Annotated in this window: 13 protein-coding genes and 2 tRNA genes; 2 read left to right on the forward strand and 13 right to left on the reverse strand. The window is 68.8% G+C overall.

The window, feature by feature from the left end:
- Positions 1 to 28: 28 nt before the first annotated feature.
- Positions 29 to 892, reverse strand: a complete 864-nt coding sequence (gene rlmB, locus ABLE93_RS20720; RefSeq protein ID WP_348841726.1) for a 23S rRNA (guanosine(2251)-2'-O)-methyltransferase RlmB — start codon at positions 890 to 892, stop codon at positions 29 to 31.
- A gap of 295 nt (positions 893 to 1,187) precedes the next feature.
- Between rlmB and ABLE93_RS20725 the strand changes: the two genes are divergently transcribed.
- Both ABLE93_RS20725 and ABLE93_RS20730 read left to right on the forward strand, forming a co-directional pair.
- A tRNA-Tyr gene (locus ABLE93_RS20725) sits at positions 1,188 to 1,272 on the forward strand.
- Positions 1,273 to 1,418: 146 nt separating this feature from the next.
- Positions 1,419 to 1,492, forward strand: a tRNA-Gly gene (locus ABLE93_RS20730).
- Positions 1,493 to 1,593: 101 nt separating this feature from the next.
- Here ABLE93_RS20730 and ABLE93_RS20735 read toward each other — a convergent pair.
- The 12 genes from ABLE93_RS20735 to ABLE93_RS20790 form a co-directional block, all read right to left on the reverse strand.
- Positions 1,594 to 6,624, reverse strand: a complete 5,031-nt coding sequence (locus ABLE93_RS20735; protein WP_348841727.1) for a PAS domain S-box protein — start codon at positions 6,622 to 6,624, stop codon at positions 1,594 to 1,596.
- A gap of 161 nt (positions 6,625 to 6,785) precedes the next feature.
- Positions 6,786 to 8,099 (reverse strand): hypothetical protein, encoded by a 1,314-nt coding sequence (locus tag ABLE93_RS20740; protein WP_348841728.1) that lies wholly within the window; start codon positions 8,097 to 8,099, stop codon positions 6,786 to 6,788.
- A complete protein-coding gene (locus tag ABLE93_RS20745) occupies positions 8,099 to 9,547 on the reverse strand; it encodes a GumC family protein (protein WP_348841729.1) in 1,449 nt (482 codons plus the stop codon). The genes ABLE93_RS20740 and ABLE93_RS20745 overlap by 1 nt, the downstream gene beginning before the upstream one ends.
- Before the next feature lie 2 nt (positions 9,548 to 9,549).
- Positions 9,550 to 10,662 (reverse strand): polysaccharide biosynthesis/export family protein, encoded by a 1,113-nt coding sequence (locus tag ABLE93_RS20750; RefSeq protein WP_348841730.1) that lies wholly within the window; start codon positions 10,660 to 10,662, stop codon positions 9,550 to 9,552.
- Positions 10,663 to 10,778: 116 nt separating this feature from the next.
- A complete protein-coding gene (locus ABLE93_RS20755; protein ID WP_348841731.1) occupies positions 10,779 to 11,744 on the reverse strand; it encodes a metallophosphoesterase in 966 nt (321 codons plus the stop codon).
- A 59-nt stretch (positions 11,745 to 11,803) separates the two neighbouring features.
- Complete coding sequence (locus ABLE93_RS20760; protein ID WP_348841732.1) at positions 11,804 to 12,742, reverse strand: glycosyltransferase family 2 protein; 939 nt, start codon at positions 12,740 to 12,742, stop codon at positions 11,804 to 11,806.
- Position 12,743: 1 nt separating this feature from the next.
- The gene (locus ABLE93_RS20765; RefSeq protein WP_348841733.1) at positions 12,744 to 13,475 is read right to left on the reverse strand and encodes a hypothetical protein; all 732 of its coding nucleotides are present in this window, start codon (positions 13,473 to 13,475) and stop codon (positions 12,744 to 12,746) included.
- 172 nt (positions 13,476 to 13,647) lie between these two features.
- Positions 13,648 to 14,670, reverse strand: a complete 1,023-nt coding sequence (locus ABLE93_RS20770; protein WP_348841734.1) for a GGDEF domain-containing protein — start codon at positions 14,668 to 14,670, stop codon at positions 13,648 to 13,650.
- Between the two features lie 40 nt (positions 14,671 to 14,710).
- Positions 14,711 to 15,802 (reverse strand): response regulator, encoded by a 1,092-nt coding sequence (locus ABLE93_RS20775; RefSeq protein WP_348841735.1) that lies wholly within the window; start codon positions 15,800 to 15,802, stop codon positions 14,711 to 14,713.
- Positions 15,799 to 17,979, reverse strand: a complete 2,181-nt coding sequence (locus ABLE93_RS20780) for a putative bifunctional diguanylate cyclase/phosphodiesterase (RefSeq protein ID WP_348841736.1) — start codon at positions 17,977 to 17,979, stop codon at positions 15,799 to 15,801. Before ABLE93_RS20780 ends, ABLE93_RS20775 begins: the two co-directional genes overlap by 4 nt.
- 225 nt (positions 17,980 to 18,204) lie before the next feature.
- Positions 18,205 to 19,206: a glycosyltransferase family 2 protein gene (locus tag ABLE93_RS20785; RefSeq protein WP_348841737.1), complete on the reverse strand. Its 1,002-nt coding sequence runs from the start codon at positions 19,204 to 19,206 to the stop codon at positions 18,205 to 18,207.
- A gap of 65 nt (positions 19,207 to 19,271) precedes the next feature.
- The gene (locus tag ABLE93_RS20790; RefSeq protein ID WP_348841738.1) at positions 19,272 to 20,195 is read right to left on the reverse strand and encodes a GlgC family sugar phosphate nucleotidyltransferase; all 924 of its coding nucleotides are present in this window, start codon (positions 20,193 to 20,195) and stop codon (positions 19,272 to 19,274) included.
- Positions 20,196 to 20,205 lie beyond the last annotated feature (10 nt).

Here is a 20,205-nt window from a genome sequence, read left to right on the forward strand (position 1 = left end):
TGATGCCCTTCTCGGGCTTGGCGACGGCTCAGCCGCGCTTCATCACCCGGCGCGCGATGCCCATGGAGAGGGCTGCGGCATTGGAGACGTTGAGGCTCTTGATGGCGCCCGGCAGGTCGATTCGGGCGAGCACGTCGCAGGTCTCGCGGGTGAGCTGGCGCAGGCCCTTGCCCTCGGCGCCCAGCACCAGAGCGAGGGGCGCGCGCAGCGGCGTGTCCTCGAGGTCGGCCGGGCCCTCGCTGTCGAGGCCTACCACCAGCATGCCGTTGTCCTTCAGCTCGGTGAGGGCGCGGGCGAGGTTCTGCACCAGGCAGAACGGCACGTGCTCCAGCCCGCCGGACGCGCTCTTCGCCAGAACGCCGGTGGCCGCCGGGCTGTGGCGGGCGGTTGTGACGATGGCGCTCACGCCGAACGCCGCCGCCGAGCGCACGATGGCGCCCACATTGTGTGGGTCGGTGATCTGGTCGAGCACCAGCACCAGGTCGGTCTTGGCGATGTCCTTGAGGTGCGGGGAGGGCAGGTGGTCCACCTCCGCCAGGAGGCCCTGGTGCACCGCGTCCGGCCCCAGCAGCTTGTCGATGTCGCCCGGGCGCACCAGCTCGGGGGCGACCGGGGGCTCCAGCCCCTCCTCGGCGAGGCGGTGGATGGCGTTCTCCGTCGCCATCAGCCGGCGGAACCGACGCTTGGGGTTGCCGATGGCCTCGGCCACGGTGTGCCAGCCGTAGAGCAGGGCCACGTCGTCCGCCCCCGCCCAGGGCGGCGCCTTGCCGCCCTTGGCCTGCCCCTTCCCCCGGCGCGGCGGAAAGGGGCCGCCGGGCGTGCGGCCGCCGCGGCCGGCGAAGGGCGGGCGGGCGCCGGGACGGCGAGGTTCGCGGGGCGGACGATCGGACATGCTGAGGCTTTGTCAGACCGTGGGGCGCGGCGCAAGGGGCGAGGCGGCGCCGACCGTGAGCCCGGCGGGAGGGGCGAGGGGTCGCCCGTGTGTCCACAGCCGCGCCCGCGCGACGGCCGCAGCGGCGATTTCCGGTTGACTTCGGCGCGCCGCTTTCACATAAACCCGGCCTCGGACGGCGGTTTGAGCTTTGCTCGTCGCTGCCTTCGGCCCGCTGGCGTGTCTCCTAGCATCACCAGTTCGGCTCGAAGCCTTCCTGCCCTGCAGGTGGGTCCGCGACGACGGGCGTCGTTATGGAGGGGTGCCCGAGTGGTTAAAGGGGACGGACTGTAAATCCGTTGGCTCTGCCTACGTTGGTTCGAATCCAACCCCCTCCACCACCCGTCGTCGAAGGGGCCGCACGGCCCGGCGCAGCGCGCCGCGGTCCGGCCGCGGGGCTTGCCGGCCGACGGCTTGCGGCCAGCGGCTTGCGCGGGCTCCGGCCGGTCTTCCGCGTCCCGGAGCGGCGTGGTAAGCCTCACGGCATGCGGGTGTAGCTCAATGGTAGAGCAGCAGCCTTCCAAGCTGAATACGAGGGTTCGATTCCCTTCACCCGCTCCAATCTTCCTTCGAATCGACGTGGGATCGGCCATCGGCTCCTGCGACCGGTGCGCGCGGCCGCGCCAGGCCGCAGCCGCCGCAGTCCCCCGCTGCGGCCTCGGTCAGGTGCCCACGGCGTCCAGCTGCTGGCGCAGGAGCGTGTCGGCGACCTTCAGCATGTGGCGCAGCTCCGCGCCCGTCTCGGCATGGAGGTGGGCGGGGATCGCTGCCGCGGGATCGGCGCGGACGGCGGCCTCGAGCGCCGACACCTTCCGCGCCAGAGCTGCGGCGCCCATGGTGCTCGCCAGCCCCTTGAGGGTGTGCAGCGTGCCGGCGGCGTCCATGGCCTTGCCCTGCGCGACCTGGGTTTCGAGCACCGTTGAGAGGCGCTCGATCTCGTCGTGGAAGCTGCCGTACATCTCGAAATAGACCTGCGACGCGCCGCCGAACCGTTCGAGAACCTGCGCCATGGGTTCCACCTGGGCCGGATCGTCCGCCGGCTGCGCACGATCGATCTGGGCGGGGACGGCGGCAGGGCGCGAGGAGGCGGCGGCGTCCGTCGGCCGCGGCGGGAGCAACTGGAGGATGGTCTCGATCAGGCTGTCGAGATGCAGGGGCTTGCCCACATGGGCATCCATGCCGGCCTGCCGGCAGTCCGTCCGGTCGGCCTGGGCGACGTTGGCAGTCATGGCGATGATCGGGAGGGTGGCGAATGCCCGGTCGGCGCGGATGCGCCGCGTCGCTTCCAGTCCGTCGAAATCCGGCATCTGGACGTCCATCAGCACCGCGTCGAAGGTCTGGCCGGATTCGACCACCATGGCGACTCCCTGAAGGCCGCCCTCGGCCAGGGTCACCACCGCCTCTTCCTGCGTCAGCAGCTCGAAGGCGACCTGGCGATTGATCGCATTGTCCTCCACCACCAGCAGGCGGACGCCGGCGAGCCGGCCGCGGTGCGCCGTGGGCGCGATCTTGGCGTGGGAGTCGTGGGGCGAGCGGGCGATGGCGCGTTCCACGGTCTCGACCAGCTGACGCGGCGAGAAGGGCTTGGCCAGAACGTCCAGAACGGCGGTGCCGGGGGCGCTTTCGCGCATGGGAATGCGATGGCGGAAGGCAGTGACCAGAACCACGGGGATGGCGGCGACCAGCGGGTCGGCATCAGCCCGCAGCCGCTCCGCCGCGGTGAGCCCGTCCATGCCCGGCAGGCGCAGATCCATGAGGATGAGATCCCAGGGCCGGTTGTCCTGCGCGCTCTCGTGCACCAGGGCGATGGCCTCTTCGGCGTCGGCCGCGCAGGTCACCTCAAAGCCGCGCGGCGTGAGGCTCCGCGCGATGACCCGGCTGGCTTCCGGGGTGTCGTCCACCACGAGAACACGCAGGGGCGGGAACCGCGGCGCGGGGATCGCGGCCGTCGCCGCCGGCCCCAGTTGCAGGGGGATGTCGAACCAGAAGCGCGATCCGCGGCCGATCTCGCTGTCGAGGAGCAGGTCGCCGCCCATCAATTCCACCAGCTTCTTGCAGATGAACAGGCCGAGCCCCGTGCCGCCGTAGCGGCGGCTGGTGGAAACCTCGGCCTGCACGAACCCCTCGAAGATGCGGGCGCGCTGCTGGGTGTCGATGCCGATGCCGGTATCACTCACGGAGAACCGCAGCCAGATGTCCTCCCCGTCGCGCCGGATGACGTTCACGCCCACCTCCACCAGCCCGGCCTCGGTGAATTTCAGTGCGTTGCCGGCAAGGTTGACCATGATCTGGAGCAGCTTCACCCGGTCGCCAACCAGCGTTTTCGGCATGTCGGGGTCGATATCGAAGATGACCTCCACGTCCTTGTCGCTGGAACTGCCCGACAGCACCGAAGCCAGATCGTAGAACAGCTCCTCCGGCACAAATTCATGCGCGTCGATGCGCATCATGTCGGCGCTGGCTTTGGAGAAATCCAGCACGTCGTTCAGCAGCACCAGCATGGAGGAGGCGGACGACTGCGCCTTCTGGATATAGTCCAGCTGCCGCGTGCTGAGCTCCGTGCGGCGGACGAGCTGGAGCATGCCGATGACGGCATTCATCGGCGTTCGGATCTCGTGGCTGATGTTGGCGATGAAGGTGGACTTGGCGGCATTGGCGGCGTCGGCCTCCTCCTTGGCGTGCCGCAGGGTTGCTTCGATCTCCCGTTGCTCGGTGATGTCGCGGTTGATGCCCACCATGCGCCGCACGCCGCCGGAGGTGTCGGTGAGCCCGCGCGCCTGCACATAGGTGACCTTGCCGCTGTCGTGCAGCACGCGGAACACCGCCTCGAAGCTGCCGCCATGGGTGGCGGCATTGCCGATGTCGGCCTCCAGCGCCGCGATGTCGTCCGGATGGATCAGCTGGCGCCAGGCGGCATACGACATCTGCAGCGCATGGTCCGGCGGCAGATCGTAGATGTCGAGCATCTCGGCGTTGATGAAGATGACATCCTCGTCGATCAGCCACGTCCAGATGCCGAGTCGGGCCACCGCCGCCGCCATGACGAGCTGGTCGCGCGTCGTGGTCAGCTCGTTCATCTGCTGCTTGGCGGTGGTGATGTCGGTGGCGACGCAGAGATAGCCGTTGATCTCGCCGCGCGCGCCGCGCATGGCCGTCACCATGAGCAGGACGGAGAGATGGGTCCCGTCCTTGCGGACATAGGTCCATTCCCGCGTCTCGGTGGCGCCGAGGTCCGCCTCGTGGACGAGGATCCTGAAGCCGCCGATGGGCTGCTGGTACTTCGCTGAGAGGTCGGAGCCGCGCGCCTCCATCTCCCGGGCGAGGTGAAGGGCGGCGGGGGTTGCCTTGCCCACCATCTCGTCGGCTGCGTAGCCGAGCATGCGCTCGGCGCCGGTGTTGAACACCGTGATGACGCCCGAGGGGTCGCTGGCGATGATGGAGATGTCGGACGCGGCGCGCAGCACGTTGCTCAACAGGTCGTTGAGCCGCGCCAGCTCCGCCTCGGCATTCTTGCGTGCCGTGATGTCGGTCTGGAGCGCGATGTAGCGCGTGGTCTTGCCGTCGGGGTCGATGAACGGGGCGATGACCGTGTTGAGCCAGCACAGATGCCCGTCCTTGGTGCGGTTCAGGATGTCGCCGTGCCAGGCGCCGCCCCCCTGCACCGTGCGCCACATGTCCTGCCAGAACTGCGAGGGATGGGTGGAGGAGGAAAGGATCCGGTAATTCTGGCCGACGATCTCCTCGCGCTGATAGCCGGAATGCTTGGTGAACTTCTCGTTCACGTCGGTGATCGTGCCTTCCACGTCGGCGACGGAATAGAGGAACTGCTCGTTGATTGTGTCGAGCAGCACCTGGTTTTCCAGAAGCGCCGTGGACAGCTTGAGCCGAGCATCCACCAGCTCGCTGACATCGTGGACCACGACGTAGAGGCCCCGGACCTCGCCATCCACCATGTCGGGCAAATAATAGATGAGGGCGTGCCGCTCCGGCTTGCCGAACGGCCGGCGTATGCGCCGCTCAAAGGACAGGGTCTCGCCGCGCAGCACGCGGGAGATCTGCGGCTCGTTCTCCTCGAAGATGCCGTCGGTCAAAAGGTCCTGCATGCGCATGCCGCGCAGCGCGCCGGGGGGCAGGCCGAACCAGTCATGATAGGCCTTGTTGGCCTCCAGATTGACGAGATTCTTGTCCCAATAGCCGATCATGGAGGGCACGGCGTCCAGTACCGTGCGCAGCATGCGGCGCGCGCCTTCCAGGTCCGACGTGCGCTCGATCACCTGCTGCTCGAGCGTCGCGTTCAGCTCGCGGATCTTCTGCTCGGCTTCCTTCTCCCGGCTGATGTCGCGGATGGTGCTGGCCCGGCCGATAGGCTCCCCGCTCTCGCCGAAGATCGGCGAGACGCCGATGGAGACATCCAGAAGGGAGCCGTCGTTCTTCTGCAGCTTGGTGATGAAATGGCCGCTCCAGGCCTGCGGCTGCCCGGAAGCGTCGAGAATGGCGCGGTCGTCTGCGGGGATGATGTCGGCCAGCCGCTGACCGAGCGCCGCCGGGGCGCTGTAGCCGAACATGCGGGTTGCGCCCTCGTTCCAGGCCGTGACAGTGCCTTCCAGCGTCTCGGCGATGATGGCGTCGTTGGCGCCCTTGACGATGGCGGCGAAGGTGGACTGCTGCTCGGCCAGTTCCCGCGCCTTCTGCCGGTTGACGGCGATGGCGCCCACCAGCGCGGCGAGGAGCAGGCTGGCGGTCACGCCCCCGCCCAGAACATGCCCCGGCGCGGTGAGGTTCAGGCTCTGCTCGAAGGCCGGCAGCGCAATGAGGCGGATCTCCCAGAGCCGGCCGAAGACTTCGCGCGTGACGCCCTGGTGCGGGATTTCGAGGCCGCGGTCCATCGGGCTTGCCCCGCCAAAGATGCGCTGGGGATTGTCGGGGTCAGTCTTGTCCCAGATTTCCAGCGAGGTCTTGTCGCGGGCGGTGTGCAGCAGGTCCACCACCTGCGGCATGGTCAGGGGCGCGTAGGACCAGCCGATGGCCGTAGCGACCCGCTCCTCCTCCGTCGCCGGCGTGCGGAAGGTGGAATAGATGGGCATCAGGATGAGGCTGGATTGCTGCGGCAGGCCGGTGGCCTGGACGAGGGTGATGGGCCCCGTCATCTGCACCTGTCCCGTGCGGGCGGCCTCCAGCGCGGCGGTGCGCCGGTTCGTCTCCGAGGCGATGTCGAGCCCGACCGCCGCCTGGTTGGTCTCGAGCGGCTCGATGAGCTCGATGACGAAGAGGTCGCCGTCGTGCGGGGCGATCTGGCGGATGGCGAACTGCGGCGTGGTGTTGCGGCGGGCGCTGGCGAGAAAGGCGTCCACGTCGGCGCGCGGCACCATGCGGATGAAGCCGAAGCCGCGGGCGCCGGGAAACTCCAGCTCCAGGTCGCGGGTCAGGCCGTAGCGGTAGACGTCGTCGCGGGTGATCTTGTCGGCGCCGAGCGTGAGGACGACGCCGCGCATGCCGCGCAGTCCGTACTGGTAGAGATTGATGCGCTCCATCACCAGATCGGCAGCGGTGACAGCCGCGCGTGTCAGCTCCTTGGTGCGCACGCCGGCGTTGCGCAGCTGGGTCTGGTGCGCCGCCAGCAGGCTGAAGACGAGGCCCAGCCCCAGCACCAGAAGGAATACCGGCAGCGCCCGGTGCGGCGACGATTTGCTCATGTCCCTGGCAGTGCCCAAGATCTGGCCGACCGGACGCATGCCCACCGGCCCCCGTCCACCGGAGCCCGCAGCGCCGGGCGGCCGATACTGTGCGATCGCGAGGGGTTCCGCAAATGGACGCAAGCAAAGCTATGGCGTGATCCTACCATATTACTTTCCTTCTACGCCGGAGTGCACTGCAAACCTGCCGCGCGCGGCACGCGCTCGCCCCGCATGGCAATGCCGATGAACATGAGGGCCGGCCAAAGGAGATAAGCGAGGATCTCAAGGTTTTCCGCGAAGGTGTAAAAGACGAGCATGATGGAAAGACTTAGGGCTACGCGCGCGGTGTGGTCCTTCTGTGCCCGCACGAGCATTTCCACCACCGTCCAGGCCAGCGGTATGGCGAGGGCGAGAAAGCCGACGATGCCCTTCACGAACAGCAGGCCGTACCAGCTGTGATGGGAGCCGATGGGCATCCGCTCGACGATGTGGGGACCCGTCTCCACCACCCCGTGGCCCCAGATCAGCGCTTCGCCCTGCCACCGGTCCACCGCCATCCGGCCCAGCGTCGCGCGCACGCGGCTCGATTCCGGCCGGGCCGCCGTGAAGGCATCCATGACCGTTGTGAACAGGTCCATCAGCGCCCCGCCCACCAGCCCCGCGAGGGCCACGACCGATCCCAGAGCGATGACGGCGCGCGGCCGGGTGAGGTTGCTGAGCAGGAGCGTCAGCGGCCACGCGAGGAGCAGGACGACGAGGGCGAGGCGGGACTTGCTGAGGATGGCGACGAGGGTCCAGGCGATGAGCCCGATCCAGCGCCACCGCCGCGAGCGCTCCTGCAGGGCGAGGACGAAGTAGATGTTGGCGACGAAGCCGGCGGCGGGTGCCCAGGGCGTGAAGAACCGCCAGCGCGCGTCGCCCGTGGTGGCGTCGATGTTGTAGAGCGTGACCGAGAAGAATTCCGGCCCTGGCCCGCCGACGATCTGGAGCGGGGAAACGTACAGCTGCTGGGGCAGCCGCAACAGAAAGGCCAGGATGAAGACCGGCAGCAGCAGGAGCACGTGCAGCCCGACGATGCAGCTCAGGCGATAGAAAAGCGCCGGGCGGATGAAGAGGCCGGCGCCGATCGCCGGAAACAGCGCGAGCAGCGCCCAGCCCTTGGCCCATCCGATGCTGGACTTGATGAGCGAGGGCACGCCCAGGGCGAAGTCCAGGTGGCCCATGATGAGCGCCACCTCCATCATCAGCATGCCGGCGATCCAGAGCATGACGCCGAACGGCATCACCACCTGCGAGCGTTCCGGGCCGTCCTCCGGCGTCAGGTATTTGCGCGCCACCAAAAGCAACGTCAGCAGCCATCCGACCACCGGCGCCATGATGTAGAGCGCGCCGGCAAAATAGAACAGCCAGGTCGCCGAGATGCAGAACCAGACGATGCGCTCTTCCGGCGTGAAGTCCGAACGGTCCGGCAGCAGTGCGGCGGTCGCCGCCATCACAGGAGCTTCGATAGCTTGCGGATGATGGGCATGCGCACCCACAGGAGCGCCAGCCCGCCGAGATACATCACGCTGCCGGCGAGCGCGCCGACGAGGGCGAGGAGCTTGGCCAACCGGTCCGGCTTCTGCGGCAGTTCCGGCGGCTGGAGCACCTGGAGCAGCGGATAGGAGACGTAGAGGTCCGACTTGCCCACGTCCACCCGCGCGACGGCGGAGCTGAAGACCGCCTCGGCCACCTGCTGGCTGCGGGTCAGATCGTCGAGCTTCGCCAGCTGCTGGCCGGCGAGATCGAGGCGCTTCTCGGTATTGGCGATCTCGCGGCCCACCTGCTCGGCCTGGAAGGCGAGGCCGCGCTCCTCCGCGATGGTGGAGAGCATGGTCTGGAACAGGCCGGTGCGCGAATCCGTGGGTGCCAGCACTACGAGCTGCAGCACCGCGTCGGAGATGTTGCCGGCGAGCTTTTTCGAGCGGCTCTCGGCCTGCTTGCGGATGTTCCTTTCCTGCTCGGCCACCATGGCAACGTTGGGGTGCCGCTCGCCCATGGTGGAGGTGAGGCGCGCGTGCTCCGCCATCAGGTCGCTCCACTGGCTGTAGAGCTTGGCGAACAGGGGATCGTTCTGCAGGATCATCGCCTTGGCGGCCTGCTCGGAGCTGACGCCGAGCTGGCTGCCCAAAGCGTTGATGACGCCGGCGTGATGCTCGCGCTGGGCGATGAGGGCGGCGCGCTGCTGGCGCAGCTGTTCCAGATTCTTGGCGAGATCCTTGAACTGCTCCACCGTGATGAAGTCGTTGTTCATGCGGAAGGCCAGAAGCGCGGCGTTGGCGGCCTCCAGCTTCTGGCGGAACACCAGCAGGTTCTCCGAGATCCCGCCCTCGCGGCTCTTGGCCTCGTCCGCGCGCAGGCGGCGCAACTGGTCCTGGAGCGCATCGATGAAGGCGACAGCCTTGGCCCGCGCCAGCTCCGGCGTCTCCCCCTTGATGCTGAAATCAATGACGGACGTCTGATCGGTCAGCTTGATCTGCGGCTTGCCGAAACCGCCCCCGGTCAGGCCGATCTTCTCGGCGGCCACATCCAGCAGGCCGTCGCTGGTGGCGATGGCCTTGTAGTTGGCGGTGGGGCTCAGCGTCGCGCCGCCATAGGGCGAGGGCGTGCTCGAGGTGGCGTTGCCGATGCTGTCGAGGCTGACGTTGGCATTCCCGCCCGCCGCCGGCAGGATCATGGTCCAGCTGCACTTGTATTGCGGCGGGCTGAGCGTGACGAACAGCACCGCCGGCAGCCAGAGCACGACGAGCCCGGCGGCCGCAAGCTTCAGGTAGCGGCGCTGGCGGTTGCCGCCGAACCCCTTGAGCATGCGGTCGCGCACGTTCAGCTTGGCGCTGCCCGGCATCCGGCGGATCGGCGCTTCGGCGGGGGCTGCAGGCGAGGGGCTCGCTTGGATGGACATCGTCACAGGCCGCGGGCGATGACGTAGGTCGCCAGGATCTCGCTGATGGTGCCGGCCACCTGGCGGCCGTTCGTCACCGCGGAATCATAGCAGGCGAGGCCGTCCCCCGGCATGAGATAGGGGTTCACGGCATCGCGATATTTCTCCGTCACCAGCGCTTCGATGGAGCGCTCTACCACCTCGGTCTCTCCGGTGATGGGATTGCGGGTGACGAGCACCACGCTGCGCGCCGCATTCACCGTGCGGGTGCCACCGACGCAATTGGCGGAGATCGCGCCCTGGAGCAGGCGCGTGCCGTAGGGCACGTTGGTGGCCTGCGTGGTGACGGCCGACTGGGCATTGCCCGCGGCAGGTACCGTGAGGTTCGAGAGGAAGACGCGGATACCCGGCGGCGTGATCTGCGAGGGCCGGATGTAGTTGGACTGGATGCAGCCCGAACTCGGCACCACCACCCGGTCGCCGAAGATGATAGGAGGATCGTCCACCGCCGCGCCGGTGAAAACGCCCGTGAGGTCGATGGTGCGCGTGTGCTGGCCGCGGATGAACTGGACGTGGCGCAGGTCCGCATACGGGCGGATGCCGCCGGCGCCCTTGATGGCGTAGCTCAGATACCGCCCGGGGGTGCTGTCGCCGAGTTGGTCCTCGCCGACAATCTCTGGCTTGCGCTCGCCCACCAGCGCGCGCCCCGGCTGGAACACCGCGCCGGCGACGCTGATCTGGATCGGCGCCCAGCGCTTCGGCTTGATGCTGACGCGCACCGAGGTGGAGGGATAGAAGCCCGCATCCACCAGCGCCCGCGCGAAGCGCTTTTCCGCTTCGTCGGTGGTCAGACCGGCCACCTTCAGATCCTTCAGGTAGGGCACCGTCAGGGTACCGTCCATATTCACCGAGAAGACGCCGGTGAAGGACGTGTCGTTGTAGACGCGCACGTCCACCTCGTCCCCAGGGGAGAGGGGAACGGAGGGGATGCGGTGCAGGGATGCCGTGCTCGCCGGCATGTCCGTACCGACGCCGCCGGAGCCCGGGCACGCGTTCCATTCCGCGCCGGGCGGACGGTTCTGCGGCATGTAGGCGTTCGACAGCTCGGGTCCCGGTTCCACCATCGGACCGGGCACGGAGCATGCTGATAAAAACAGCAGCATTGTCAGATGCTTGAAAGCATTCGCCATGCGGGCCAGTCGCGACTCAGTAGGACCAAGTGTTGCATTTTATCCGATGCACTACCGAGCTGTCAGTTCGGGTTATCCATAGGGAATGCCGCCGCTCCCGCCGATGCCGGTCCGGCGCGCAGCACGATCAGGGTCGCAGCGGGTGGGCATTGGATGCGAACCGGCAGGCTGGAGGTCCCGAGGCCCCGGGAGGTATGTCCAATCATGCGCCCTTCCCGCCACACCCCGGAGGCGAAGCCGAGCGCGGTGCCGAAAAGTGCGAGCAGCGGCCGGCCGGGCCGCAGGCAGATCTGCCCGCCGTGCGTGTGACCGCACAGATAGAGCTGAAAGCCCTCGCGCGCCGCGGCCTCCCGGCAGGCGGCCGAATGGATGAGCGCGATGCGATAGAAGTCCTTCGGCGCATGGGCCAGGGTGGCGTCCGCGCCGGGCGTCCAGAAGGCGTGCGGATCGTCGGTACCCGCGATGCAGATGGCGTCGCCCCCGCGGCGGACGATCGCATGCTCATTCGCCAGCACGCGGATGCCCCAGGCCTCCAGCGCCTCCACCATGCCGGCCGGGTCATGGTTGCCCAGCACGGCGAAGGTGCCGAGCGGCGCCTGCACGCCGCTGAGGGCGTGGGCGAGCCACTGGGCGCCGATTTCCGGCGGGCTTTCCAGCGCGTCGCAATTGGCGTCGCCGGTGAAGGTCACGAGATCGGCCGAGACGCCGTCGAGAAGGTCGCGGATGCGCCCGGCGAGCCGGTGGTGGCGGCTACCCAGATGGGTGTCGGAGACGTGCAGGATGCGCAACCCGTCGAAGCCGGCGGGTAGGCCCGGCATGCGCAATTCAATGGTTTCGAGGCGCGGCCGCCAGGCGCGTTCCTCCAGCATGGCCTCCAGCGGCCGCCAGCGCAGCAGCGCCCCGGCCAGCCGAAGGCCCGCCTTCACAGCACGTTCCGCAAGCGGGCGGGGGGCGGCGGCGAGGTTGCGCTGCATCGTCACCCGCGTGGCGCGCCAGTGCGCGCGGGGGGAAAAGGAAAGATCGTTCATGGCTTGTCCCGCCTGGGGAGGAAAAGCGGGCGCGTGTCGCGCCCGCGTCGGTCGTCGTCTCAGCCGCCGCGCGTGGCTTCGGCAGGCATGAGGGGATAGGCGCACACCCCGGCGAAGGTCAGCAGCGTGCGCCGCGGCTCGGCGAAGGCGAGGCGCCAGTCGGCCTGGATGCTGCGGCCCATATAGGCGAAGGCGGGGACGATGCCGCCCCGCAGGCGCACCGCGCGGCGGGCGAGATAGCGCATCATCACCGCGCGGGCGCGTGCCCCGTGGGCGTCCACCAGCTGCGGCGCCAGCGCCTTGGCGCGGCGCATGAGGTCGCACCAGCCCTCCTCCATCCGGGCAAGATCGGACGACAGGCCGCCGCCGCTGGCGCGATAGCGCACCAGCACGGTGTCGAGTCCCGAAACCTTCCACGCGGTGCGCGTCAGAAGGCGGAACAGGAATTCCTGGTCTTCCGCGTGGCGCATGGTCTCGTCGAAACCACCCGCGTCCTCGAAAGCCCGGCGCAGCACCACCCAGGTGGAGGTGGTGGCGGTGGGGTTCTCGAACAGGAAGCGCTCGGCGGACACGTCCCGGATGGCGCCGGAGGAAATGGTGGAGGTGTCCGTGCCGTCGCGGCGCATGAAGCGGACGCGCGCGAAGCTCACGCCGAGGCCGGGCCGGATCATGATGTGCGACAGATGCTGGGCGAGGGCATTGGGCGCCCACAGATCGTCGGCGTCGAGAAAGGCGATGATGCGCGCGCGGGCATGGACGACGCCCACATTGCGCGCCCGCGCCACCCCGCCATTCTCCTGCCGCACGAGGCGGATGCGGCCGTCGCGTTCCGCAGCGCGGGCGACGATGGCGGCGCTCGCGTCGGTGGAGCCGTCGTCGACGACCACGATCTCCGTGTCTGTCAGCGTCTGGGCGCAGGCCGAGGCGAGGGTCTCGGCGATGGTCTCGGCCGCATTGTAGCAAGGGATGACGATGGAGATCTGGGGCGAGGCGGTCATCTCAGGCGCTCCGGAACTGCGGGTAGAACTGGCCGCACCGGCGGGCCAAGGCCGCCATGCGGGCGGGGATCTCGGCGCGGGCGATCATATGGCGGTTGGCGAGCTTCAAGAGCTTCAGGCGCGCGCGGACGGCGTACTGGATTGCGCGGGCAGACGCGCCCATGCGGTAGAGCGGCCGCATGGGGCCGCCGGCGCTGTAGTGCCGCACGAAATCGTCGAGGGCGGGATCGGCATTGTTGTTCCAGCGCCGATCGAGGATTGCCACCGCCGCGGCCTGCTTCGCCACATGGATGACGTGGCCGTTCTCGCCCCAGTCCATCTCGGGGACGGGGGCGGGCGCGAGCGCCATCACCCGGTCGAAGAAGGCGCGCGAGGCGTCGTCGTTGCGGGCGATGATGACTCCGGAATTGACGTTCCCGGAAAAGCCGGCGGCGAGATAGACCGACCGGCCCGGGACACCGACCTGCGAAACGGGGGGCGCGCCGGGTCGCAATTCGCAATCTGCGTCTACAAATAGGACCCAGCCGTAGCCTTTTGCGAGCGCGGCACGCATCAGCTCGATCTTGAGCCAGACCGCCTCGGTGACAGTCGTCCAGGCCGGGCGGGACACGCACACATATTCGTAGCCGAGACGCTGCGCATAGGCACGGTGGCTCGCAATATTGCGATCATAGATGTGTTCGTAGTGGTTCAGCGCCACCGAGAACACCAGCACTGTATCACCCTTGCCCATGACGGAACGTCCTCGCAATGGTCCCTGATTGCGGCGTCGCGCGGCGCCCAATACCACCCGAGATCTTTCGGCGTGACCGGCGCGCGCGGGCGTCCACCAGACCACAGCATCATCCATGCCACCCGCAGCGCCGGTGGCAGGACGAGACGCCGATCGGAGCCGCCGAGCTTGGCTATTTCTTCGCCTGGCTGAACTGAAGCGGCGCCTTCTCGGCCGAGCGGTCGCTCCAGCGGCGCAGCGCCGCCTGATTGCGGCCTTGCCGCTTGGCCGCGTAAAGGGCGAGGTCGGCGGCGGCGATCAATTGCTCGGGGCCACGTTTCGACATGGCGATATCGCCCTCGGGCTCGCTCTCGCCCACAGAGGTAAACACGATCTGGCCCCAGTCCGAGGGGCCGCCGGCGATGCCCAGGCTCACCGTCACCCGGGGTTCGGTCTCGGACCCGGCATGGGGAATGTGGAGCGCGATGACCGCCTGGCGCAGGCGCTCCGCCATCCTTAGCGCGTTCGCCTCGTCGCAGTCGGGCAGGATGACGGCGAATTCCTCGCCGCCGTACCGGGCGACCATCTCGCCGGGGCGGCGCACGGTCCGCATGAGGGCGGCGGCGGTGGCGCGCAGGCATTCGTCGCCCGCCTGGTGACCGTAATGGTCGTTGAAGCGCTTGAAATGGTCCACGTCCACCAGGATCAGCGCGAGATTGGACCTGGAGCGGCAGGCGCGGCGCCATTCCGTGCTCAGGCAGGCGTCCATGGCGCGCCGGTTGGACGCCCCGGTCAGGGGATCGACGGTGGCAAGCCGCCGCAGCTCGTCCGTCTTCTGCTTGAGGGCGAGGTGGCTCCGCACGCGTGCTTTCACGATGGCGGCGCTCGATGGCTTGGTGATGAAGTCCACCGCGCCCAGATCCAGCGCCGCCTCCTCGATGTGCGGATCCGAATGGGCCGTCACGAAGATGATGGGCACGTCGGAAAAGGCGGGATCGGATTTCAGGATGCGGCAGACGGCGAAGCCGTCGAGATCCGGCATCTCGGCATCGAGCAGGATCAGGTCGGGCGCCCGGCTGCGCGCCATGGCGATACCCGCATCGCCACTGGTGGCAAAGAACACTTCCGCCATCCCCTTAACGGCGGCCGACAGCCACCGGATGGTCCCGACGTCGTCGTCAATGATCAAGATGCGTGCGGGCAAAAGGGAGTTCACCGGAGCGTCCGTTGTTGCTTGGGGCCGACCGCGTTCAAGGTCATGTACGGATGATCGCGCGCAGCGATGTGCCGGCCGCCGCAAAATCGAGATCGTCCATGGCGCGCGCCATCGCCGCGACGAAATCCGCGCCGAAGGCGGAGGTCAACTGGGGCAGCAGCCGCTCGAACGCCTCTACCGCCCGCATGTTGTTCGTATCGAGGTCCGCCAGCAAGCCCCGCAGATCGTCCGGCGTCATTGCGGGCGCCTCCGCCGCGGGCGCAGCCGGGGGCGGGGCGGCGTGCCAAGCGATGCCGGCGACCAGGGCGGCCATGGCCTGGGCGAGCTGCGTCAGGACGGTATCGGCCTCGGCGGTCCGGCCGGCGCGGATGGCGTGCTCGGCCCGCGATGCGATGGAAAAGACCTCCGTCGCCGCCACCGTGCCGGCCGCGCCGCGCAACGCGTGCAGCAGGCGCATGGCGTCGTCCGGGCGGCCGGCGTCGAGGTCGTTCCGCACCCGCTCCGCCACGTCGGAGAACTGCCGCGCGAGGTGGGCGAGAAGGGAGGTCAGCAAGCGCATGTCGCCGCTGACCCGCACCAGACCCGTCTCCACGTCGACGCCAGGGATAACCGCTGAAGCAATCGGCGCTGAAGGTAGGGCGGGTGCGGCTCCAACGGGCGGCGACGCGGCCTTGCGGGCGGGGTCGTCGACGCCGAGGCTGAGGTGGCGGCTCAGCGTCGCCACCATCAACTCCACGTCGAACGGCTTGGCGATGAAGTCGTCCATCCCCGCCGCGGCCGCGGGCCCGCGCTCTGCCTCGATGTCGCCCGCCGTAAGGGCGATGACCGGCAAGGTCGCCAGCCCGAGGGTGAGGCGAATGTGGCGGGTTGCCTCGTGGCCGTCCATCACCGGCATCTGGACGTCCATCAGCACCGCGTCGAATGCGTCCTTGTGCGTCGCGATGGTCTCCACCGCCGCGCGGCCGTCGCCCACCACCGTGATGGTCGCTCCCTCGAGTTCCAGAACGCGCCGCGCCACCTCCTGGTTGATGCTGTTGTCCTCCGCCAGCAACAGGCGCACGCCGGCGAGCCGGGACTTAACCCGCGGTGCCGGGCGCACCGCCCTGAGATGGGGAGGGCTCCTTTGGGTCATGCCCGGTCGCCCGATGCATCGCGCCCGAAACGCCGCGGCGCCGCCGACGGGCGCATGGCGGGGGAGGACAGACTGCTGGGGGCGGGGGGCTCTCCGTGCGATCCCACGTTCTCCTGCGCGCCGCCCTGCGCAGTTCCCCCTTGCGTACTGCTTCTCGGCGCAACCGGCGGCAGCGCCGCGGCAAAGTCCTTGGCGCTCACCGGACGGCCGAAGAGATAGCCCTGGGCCTCGTGGCAGTTGTAACGGTGCAGGAAGCGGAACTGCTCCTCCTGCTCCACCCCTTCGGCGATCACGTCCAGCCCGAAATTCTCCGCCAGAAACAGCACCGCCTTGACCACGGCCGCGTCCTCGCGGTCGGTAGCCATGTTGCGCACGAAAGAGCGGTCGATCTTGAGGCGGGTCACCGGATAGGTCTTCAGCAGGCTCAGCGAGGCGAAGCCGGTGCCGTAGTCGTCGAAGGCAAGGCCCACCCCGAGCCCGCGCAGGGCGTGCAGCAGGTCGATGGTCTTGCTGTCGTTCTGGAGCAGCACGTTCTCCACGATCTCCAGCTCGAGAGCGTCGGGCGCCAAGGCGCATTCCTTCAAAGCGTCTTCTACGACGCCGAGCAGCCGGCCGGATTTGAACTGGGCGTCGAAAAGATTCACCCCCAGCCGGAAGCTGGGGATGATCTTGCGCCACTGCGCCGCCTGTCGGCAGGCGGTGCGGATTGTCCATTCGCCCACCGCATCCGCCGATGGCTTCTGGCTCAGCACCTCGATGAAGGCAGCGGGGGTAAGGAGTCCGCGCTCGGGATGGTTCCAGCGGATCAGCGCTTCCGCTCCGGTCAGCCGCCGGTCGTGGGTGGACACCTGCGGCTGATAGAACATCTCGAACTCGCCATTTTCAAAGGCGTGTCTCAGCTCGTGCTCGAAGGCCCGTCGGGCATTGGCCCTCTGCCGAAGGTCCGGGGTGAAGAAGTCGTGGCGTCCCTTTCCCGCCGCCTTGGCGCGCAACAACGCGAGGTCGCAGGCGTTGAGCAGCTCTTCGCAGGACCTGCCGTCCTGCGGCGCGAAGGCGATGCCCACGCTGACGCCGACCGTCTTGCGGCCATTGGTGGCCCTGTAGGGCCGCGAAAGGGCAGCGACGAGCTGCGCCGCATAGGCTTGCGCGTCGCATTCGTCGTCGCCGGTGAGGAGCAGGACGAACTCGTCGCCACCGAGCCGCGCCACCATGTTGACCGAGCCGCAGGTCTCCACCAGCCGCGCGGCCACCTCCTGCAGCACGGCGTCGCCGACGCTGTGGCCCAGGGTGTCGTTGATGGTCTTGAACCCGTCGAGGTCGAGCAGCATGACGGTGGCAGGGGCGCCGCCCGCAATGACATCGGTAACGCAGGCGTGCCATGTGCTGCGGTTGGGCAGGCCGGTCAAAGGGTCGTGGGAGGCCAGCTGCAGCAGGCGCTCCTCGTTGGCCTGCCGCTCGCTGATGTCGCGAACGATGGCGCCAATGCAGAACGTGCCGTCCTCCTCCCACGTCGAGACCGAGAATTCCACCGGAAACACGCCACCGCCTTTGCGCCGGGCGAGAAGCTGGATGGTGCGGTTCGGCGGCTCCGCCGGCCCGCGCCGCAGAAGGCGATTGAATTCGGCCCGGTAGGCCCGCCGCATGCCGTCGGGAATGATGGAGGCGATGGAAAGCTCGCGGATCTCGGCCGCGACGTAGCCGAAGAGCGATTCCGCGGCCTTGTTCCAGAATTTCACCTGCCCCCGCGCCGAGCAGCAGATGATGGCGTCGGGCGAGGTCGTCGCGATGTTCTCGAACTGGTTTCGGCCGGCCACGAGGATGTCGTGCGCCCGCAGCAGGTCCAGCCGGTCCATCACCGTAAGGGCGATCACGGCGAGCTGGCGCCGCGCCGTCTCCGTCACGCCAGCGCGCGGGGCGGTGTCCATGATGCAGAGCGTGCCGATGTCCTCGCCGCACGGCGCGCGCAGCACGTGCCCGGCGAAGAAGCGGACGGAGGCGGGCGCCGGCCCCGGCGGCAGCTTGTACGATCGCCCAGCCTGCGCCGCATCGGGCACGATCAGCGCGCCCGCGGCCGTCACGGCGTGTTCCCAGAAGGGTATCGCCTCGGCCGCCTCCTGCGGCCCCACCAGCGCCTTCACCTGCGGCTCGCCGCGCACCGTGACGGTGATGACGGCCATGGGCGCGCGGAACAGCTCGGCAGCGAGCTGTGCGAGGCGCTGGAAGTCTGCCTGCGGGCCCGCGTCGACCCCGCTCGGTTCGTCCGCCGCGGTCCGAGGCCCGGGGTTCGGTGCTGCCGGATGCTGCGCGGCCGACGCTCCGCCTTGCGCCCCCCTGCGCCGATGGCTGTGCGTGAATGAGGAGACCATGGGGAAACCTATGGGTTAGGGATCAGGCTGGGTGCGTCATGCGGCCCCGCGGGCGGTCGGGGTGATGGCCATGGCGGCGGATTCCAGCCGCGCGTACACGGCGGCGGGAATGCCCGAGAGCATCCCTGCTGCGACGAGGGTGGTCAGGGTCCGGCCCGGATCCTGCCAGAGAATGGCCGGATCGCTCCTGAGGGCCGCCACCATCAGCGGCAACGCCTTGGTCCGGTCGCGCATGCGGACCGCCCGCCGCGCCAGATAACGGTACTGGTAGGCGCGGGCGAGGGGCGCGTGGCGGCGGATGGTCTCGGGCGCGTAGCGCGCGGCCTTGGCGATCATGCGCTCCCAGGAGGCGAGCTGGCGGTCGAGATTGGCCGACAGGCCGCCGGAGTTGACGCGGTACAGCGTCAGCGGCCGGCCGATGCCGGCGAACCGCCACTGGGTGCGGAGCGCGATGCGGACCCAGCATTCGATGTCTTCCGACTGGCGGAAGGTCTCGTCGAAATAGGCGGGCTCGATGCGTCCGTCGCGCGCGATGGGCTCGGCGATCTCGTCCAGCGCAGCGCGCCGCAGAACCGGCGCCGATCCGTTGCCGACGGGATTGCGCGTCAGCACGTCGAGAAGATCGACGTCGGTGAGTTTGGGCGCCTGGCGCAGGCCGAGGCGGCGTCCGGAGTCGTCGATGAAGTCGGACTGCGAATAGCTGACGCCCACGTGGGGGGCGCGGTCGAGGTGGCGGACGTGCGCGTCCAGCTTGTCCGGCGTCCAAAGGTCATCGGAATCGAGCAGCGCGATGTAGCGGCCGGCGGCAGCGCGGATGCCGGTGTTGCGCGCGCCGGCGAGGCCGCGATTGGTCTGCCGGATCACCCGCAGGCGCAGATCGTCGAAGCCGGCGATGATGGCGGCGCTGGCGTCGGTCGATCCGTCGTCGACCACGATCAGCTCGAAATCCGTGAACGTTTGCGCCAGCACCGAGCGGATCGCATCCGCGACATAGGCTTCTACATTGTAGACGGGCATCACGACTGAAACGACGGGCATGTCTTCCTCCAGGACACCTTGGTGATTGGACGATCCATCCGGATCGTCGGTCGGCTCGGTTGCGGTCAGCTCTTGGGGCGGAGCGGCGCGAGTATGAAGTCGTCCTCCAGGCGCAGCACGGCGCCGGTGTCGACGCGGATCAGGATGTTGCCCGCGACGATCGCATTCCTGAGCCGCAGGTGGCGGCCCACATAAGTGTCCGGCAGGATCACGCTGTCGCTGATGGTGGTGTCAGCGTCGATGACCGAGCGCTCGCCGATGGCGACCGACCCGTCCAGCACCACGCCTTCGCGCAGGGCGCTGCCGGCGCCGACATGGGCGGAGCCACGCGCCTGCACGCTGGCGGCGATCCGCGCGCGGGCGCCGACGACGGCGTGGTCCTGCTCGCGGCCGAAGGGCTTGCGGCCCGCGAACTGGCCGCGGACCACCCGCAGATGCGCCGCGTGGTAGGCGGCGAGACTCTCCATGAGCGAGGCATCGCCATCGAGGGTCACGCTGCGCGCCACAGGGCTCGGCCGGTCGCGGCCGCCGAACGGCTCCACCGGAAAGTGCCAGGAGCCGTCGGCCCACGGCCGGGCGAGCGCCAGCACCGGGTGGCCGTCGAGCAGGCCATGGATGAAGCTGCCCGACAGGTCGCCGGTGCGGGCGATGAACGCTTCGAGGACCGGCGAGATCAGCGCGTCGCCGCGCACCACCAGCACGTCGTCCTGCGTGCCCTCCAGCCAGACGTCGACTTCATTGGTGTGGTAGTTCAGCTGGAGCTGGCGCAGCTCCATCCCCCAGGGCGCGCCGTTGCCGAGTGCGGCCGCGACGCTGTCGTCCCGGGTCCACGAGGCGATGGCCACGTCGCGGATGCGCAGGTCGGCGAGGAGGTCCAGCGCCAGGGCGATCAGGGCGCGCCCGGCGATGGGATGGAGGCAAACCGCAAGATGATCGGTGAGCGGCGCCAGGTCATGGCCGCGGCGATCCCAATAGACGATGGCTTTCATGGCGCTATTT

It is taken from the genome of Xanthobacter pollutisoli, from assembly GCF_040044995.1.
In the GTDB taxonomy this organism is placed as follows: domain Bacteria; phylum Pseudomonadota; class Alphaproteobacteria; order Rhizobiales; family Xanthobacteraceae; genus Xanthobacter.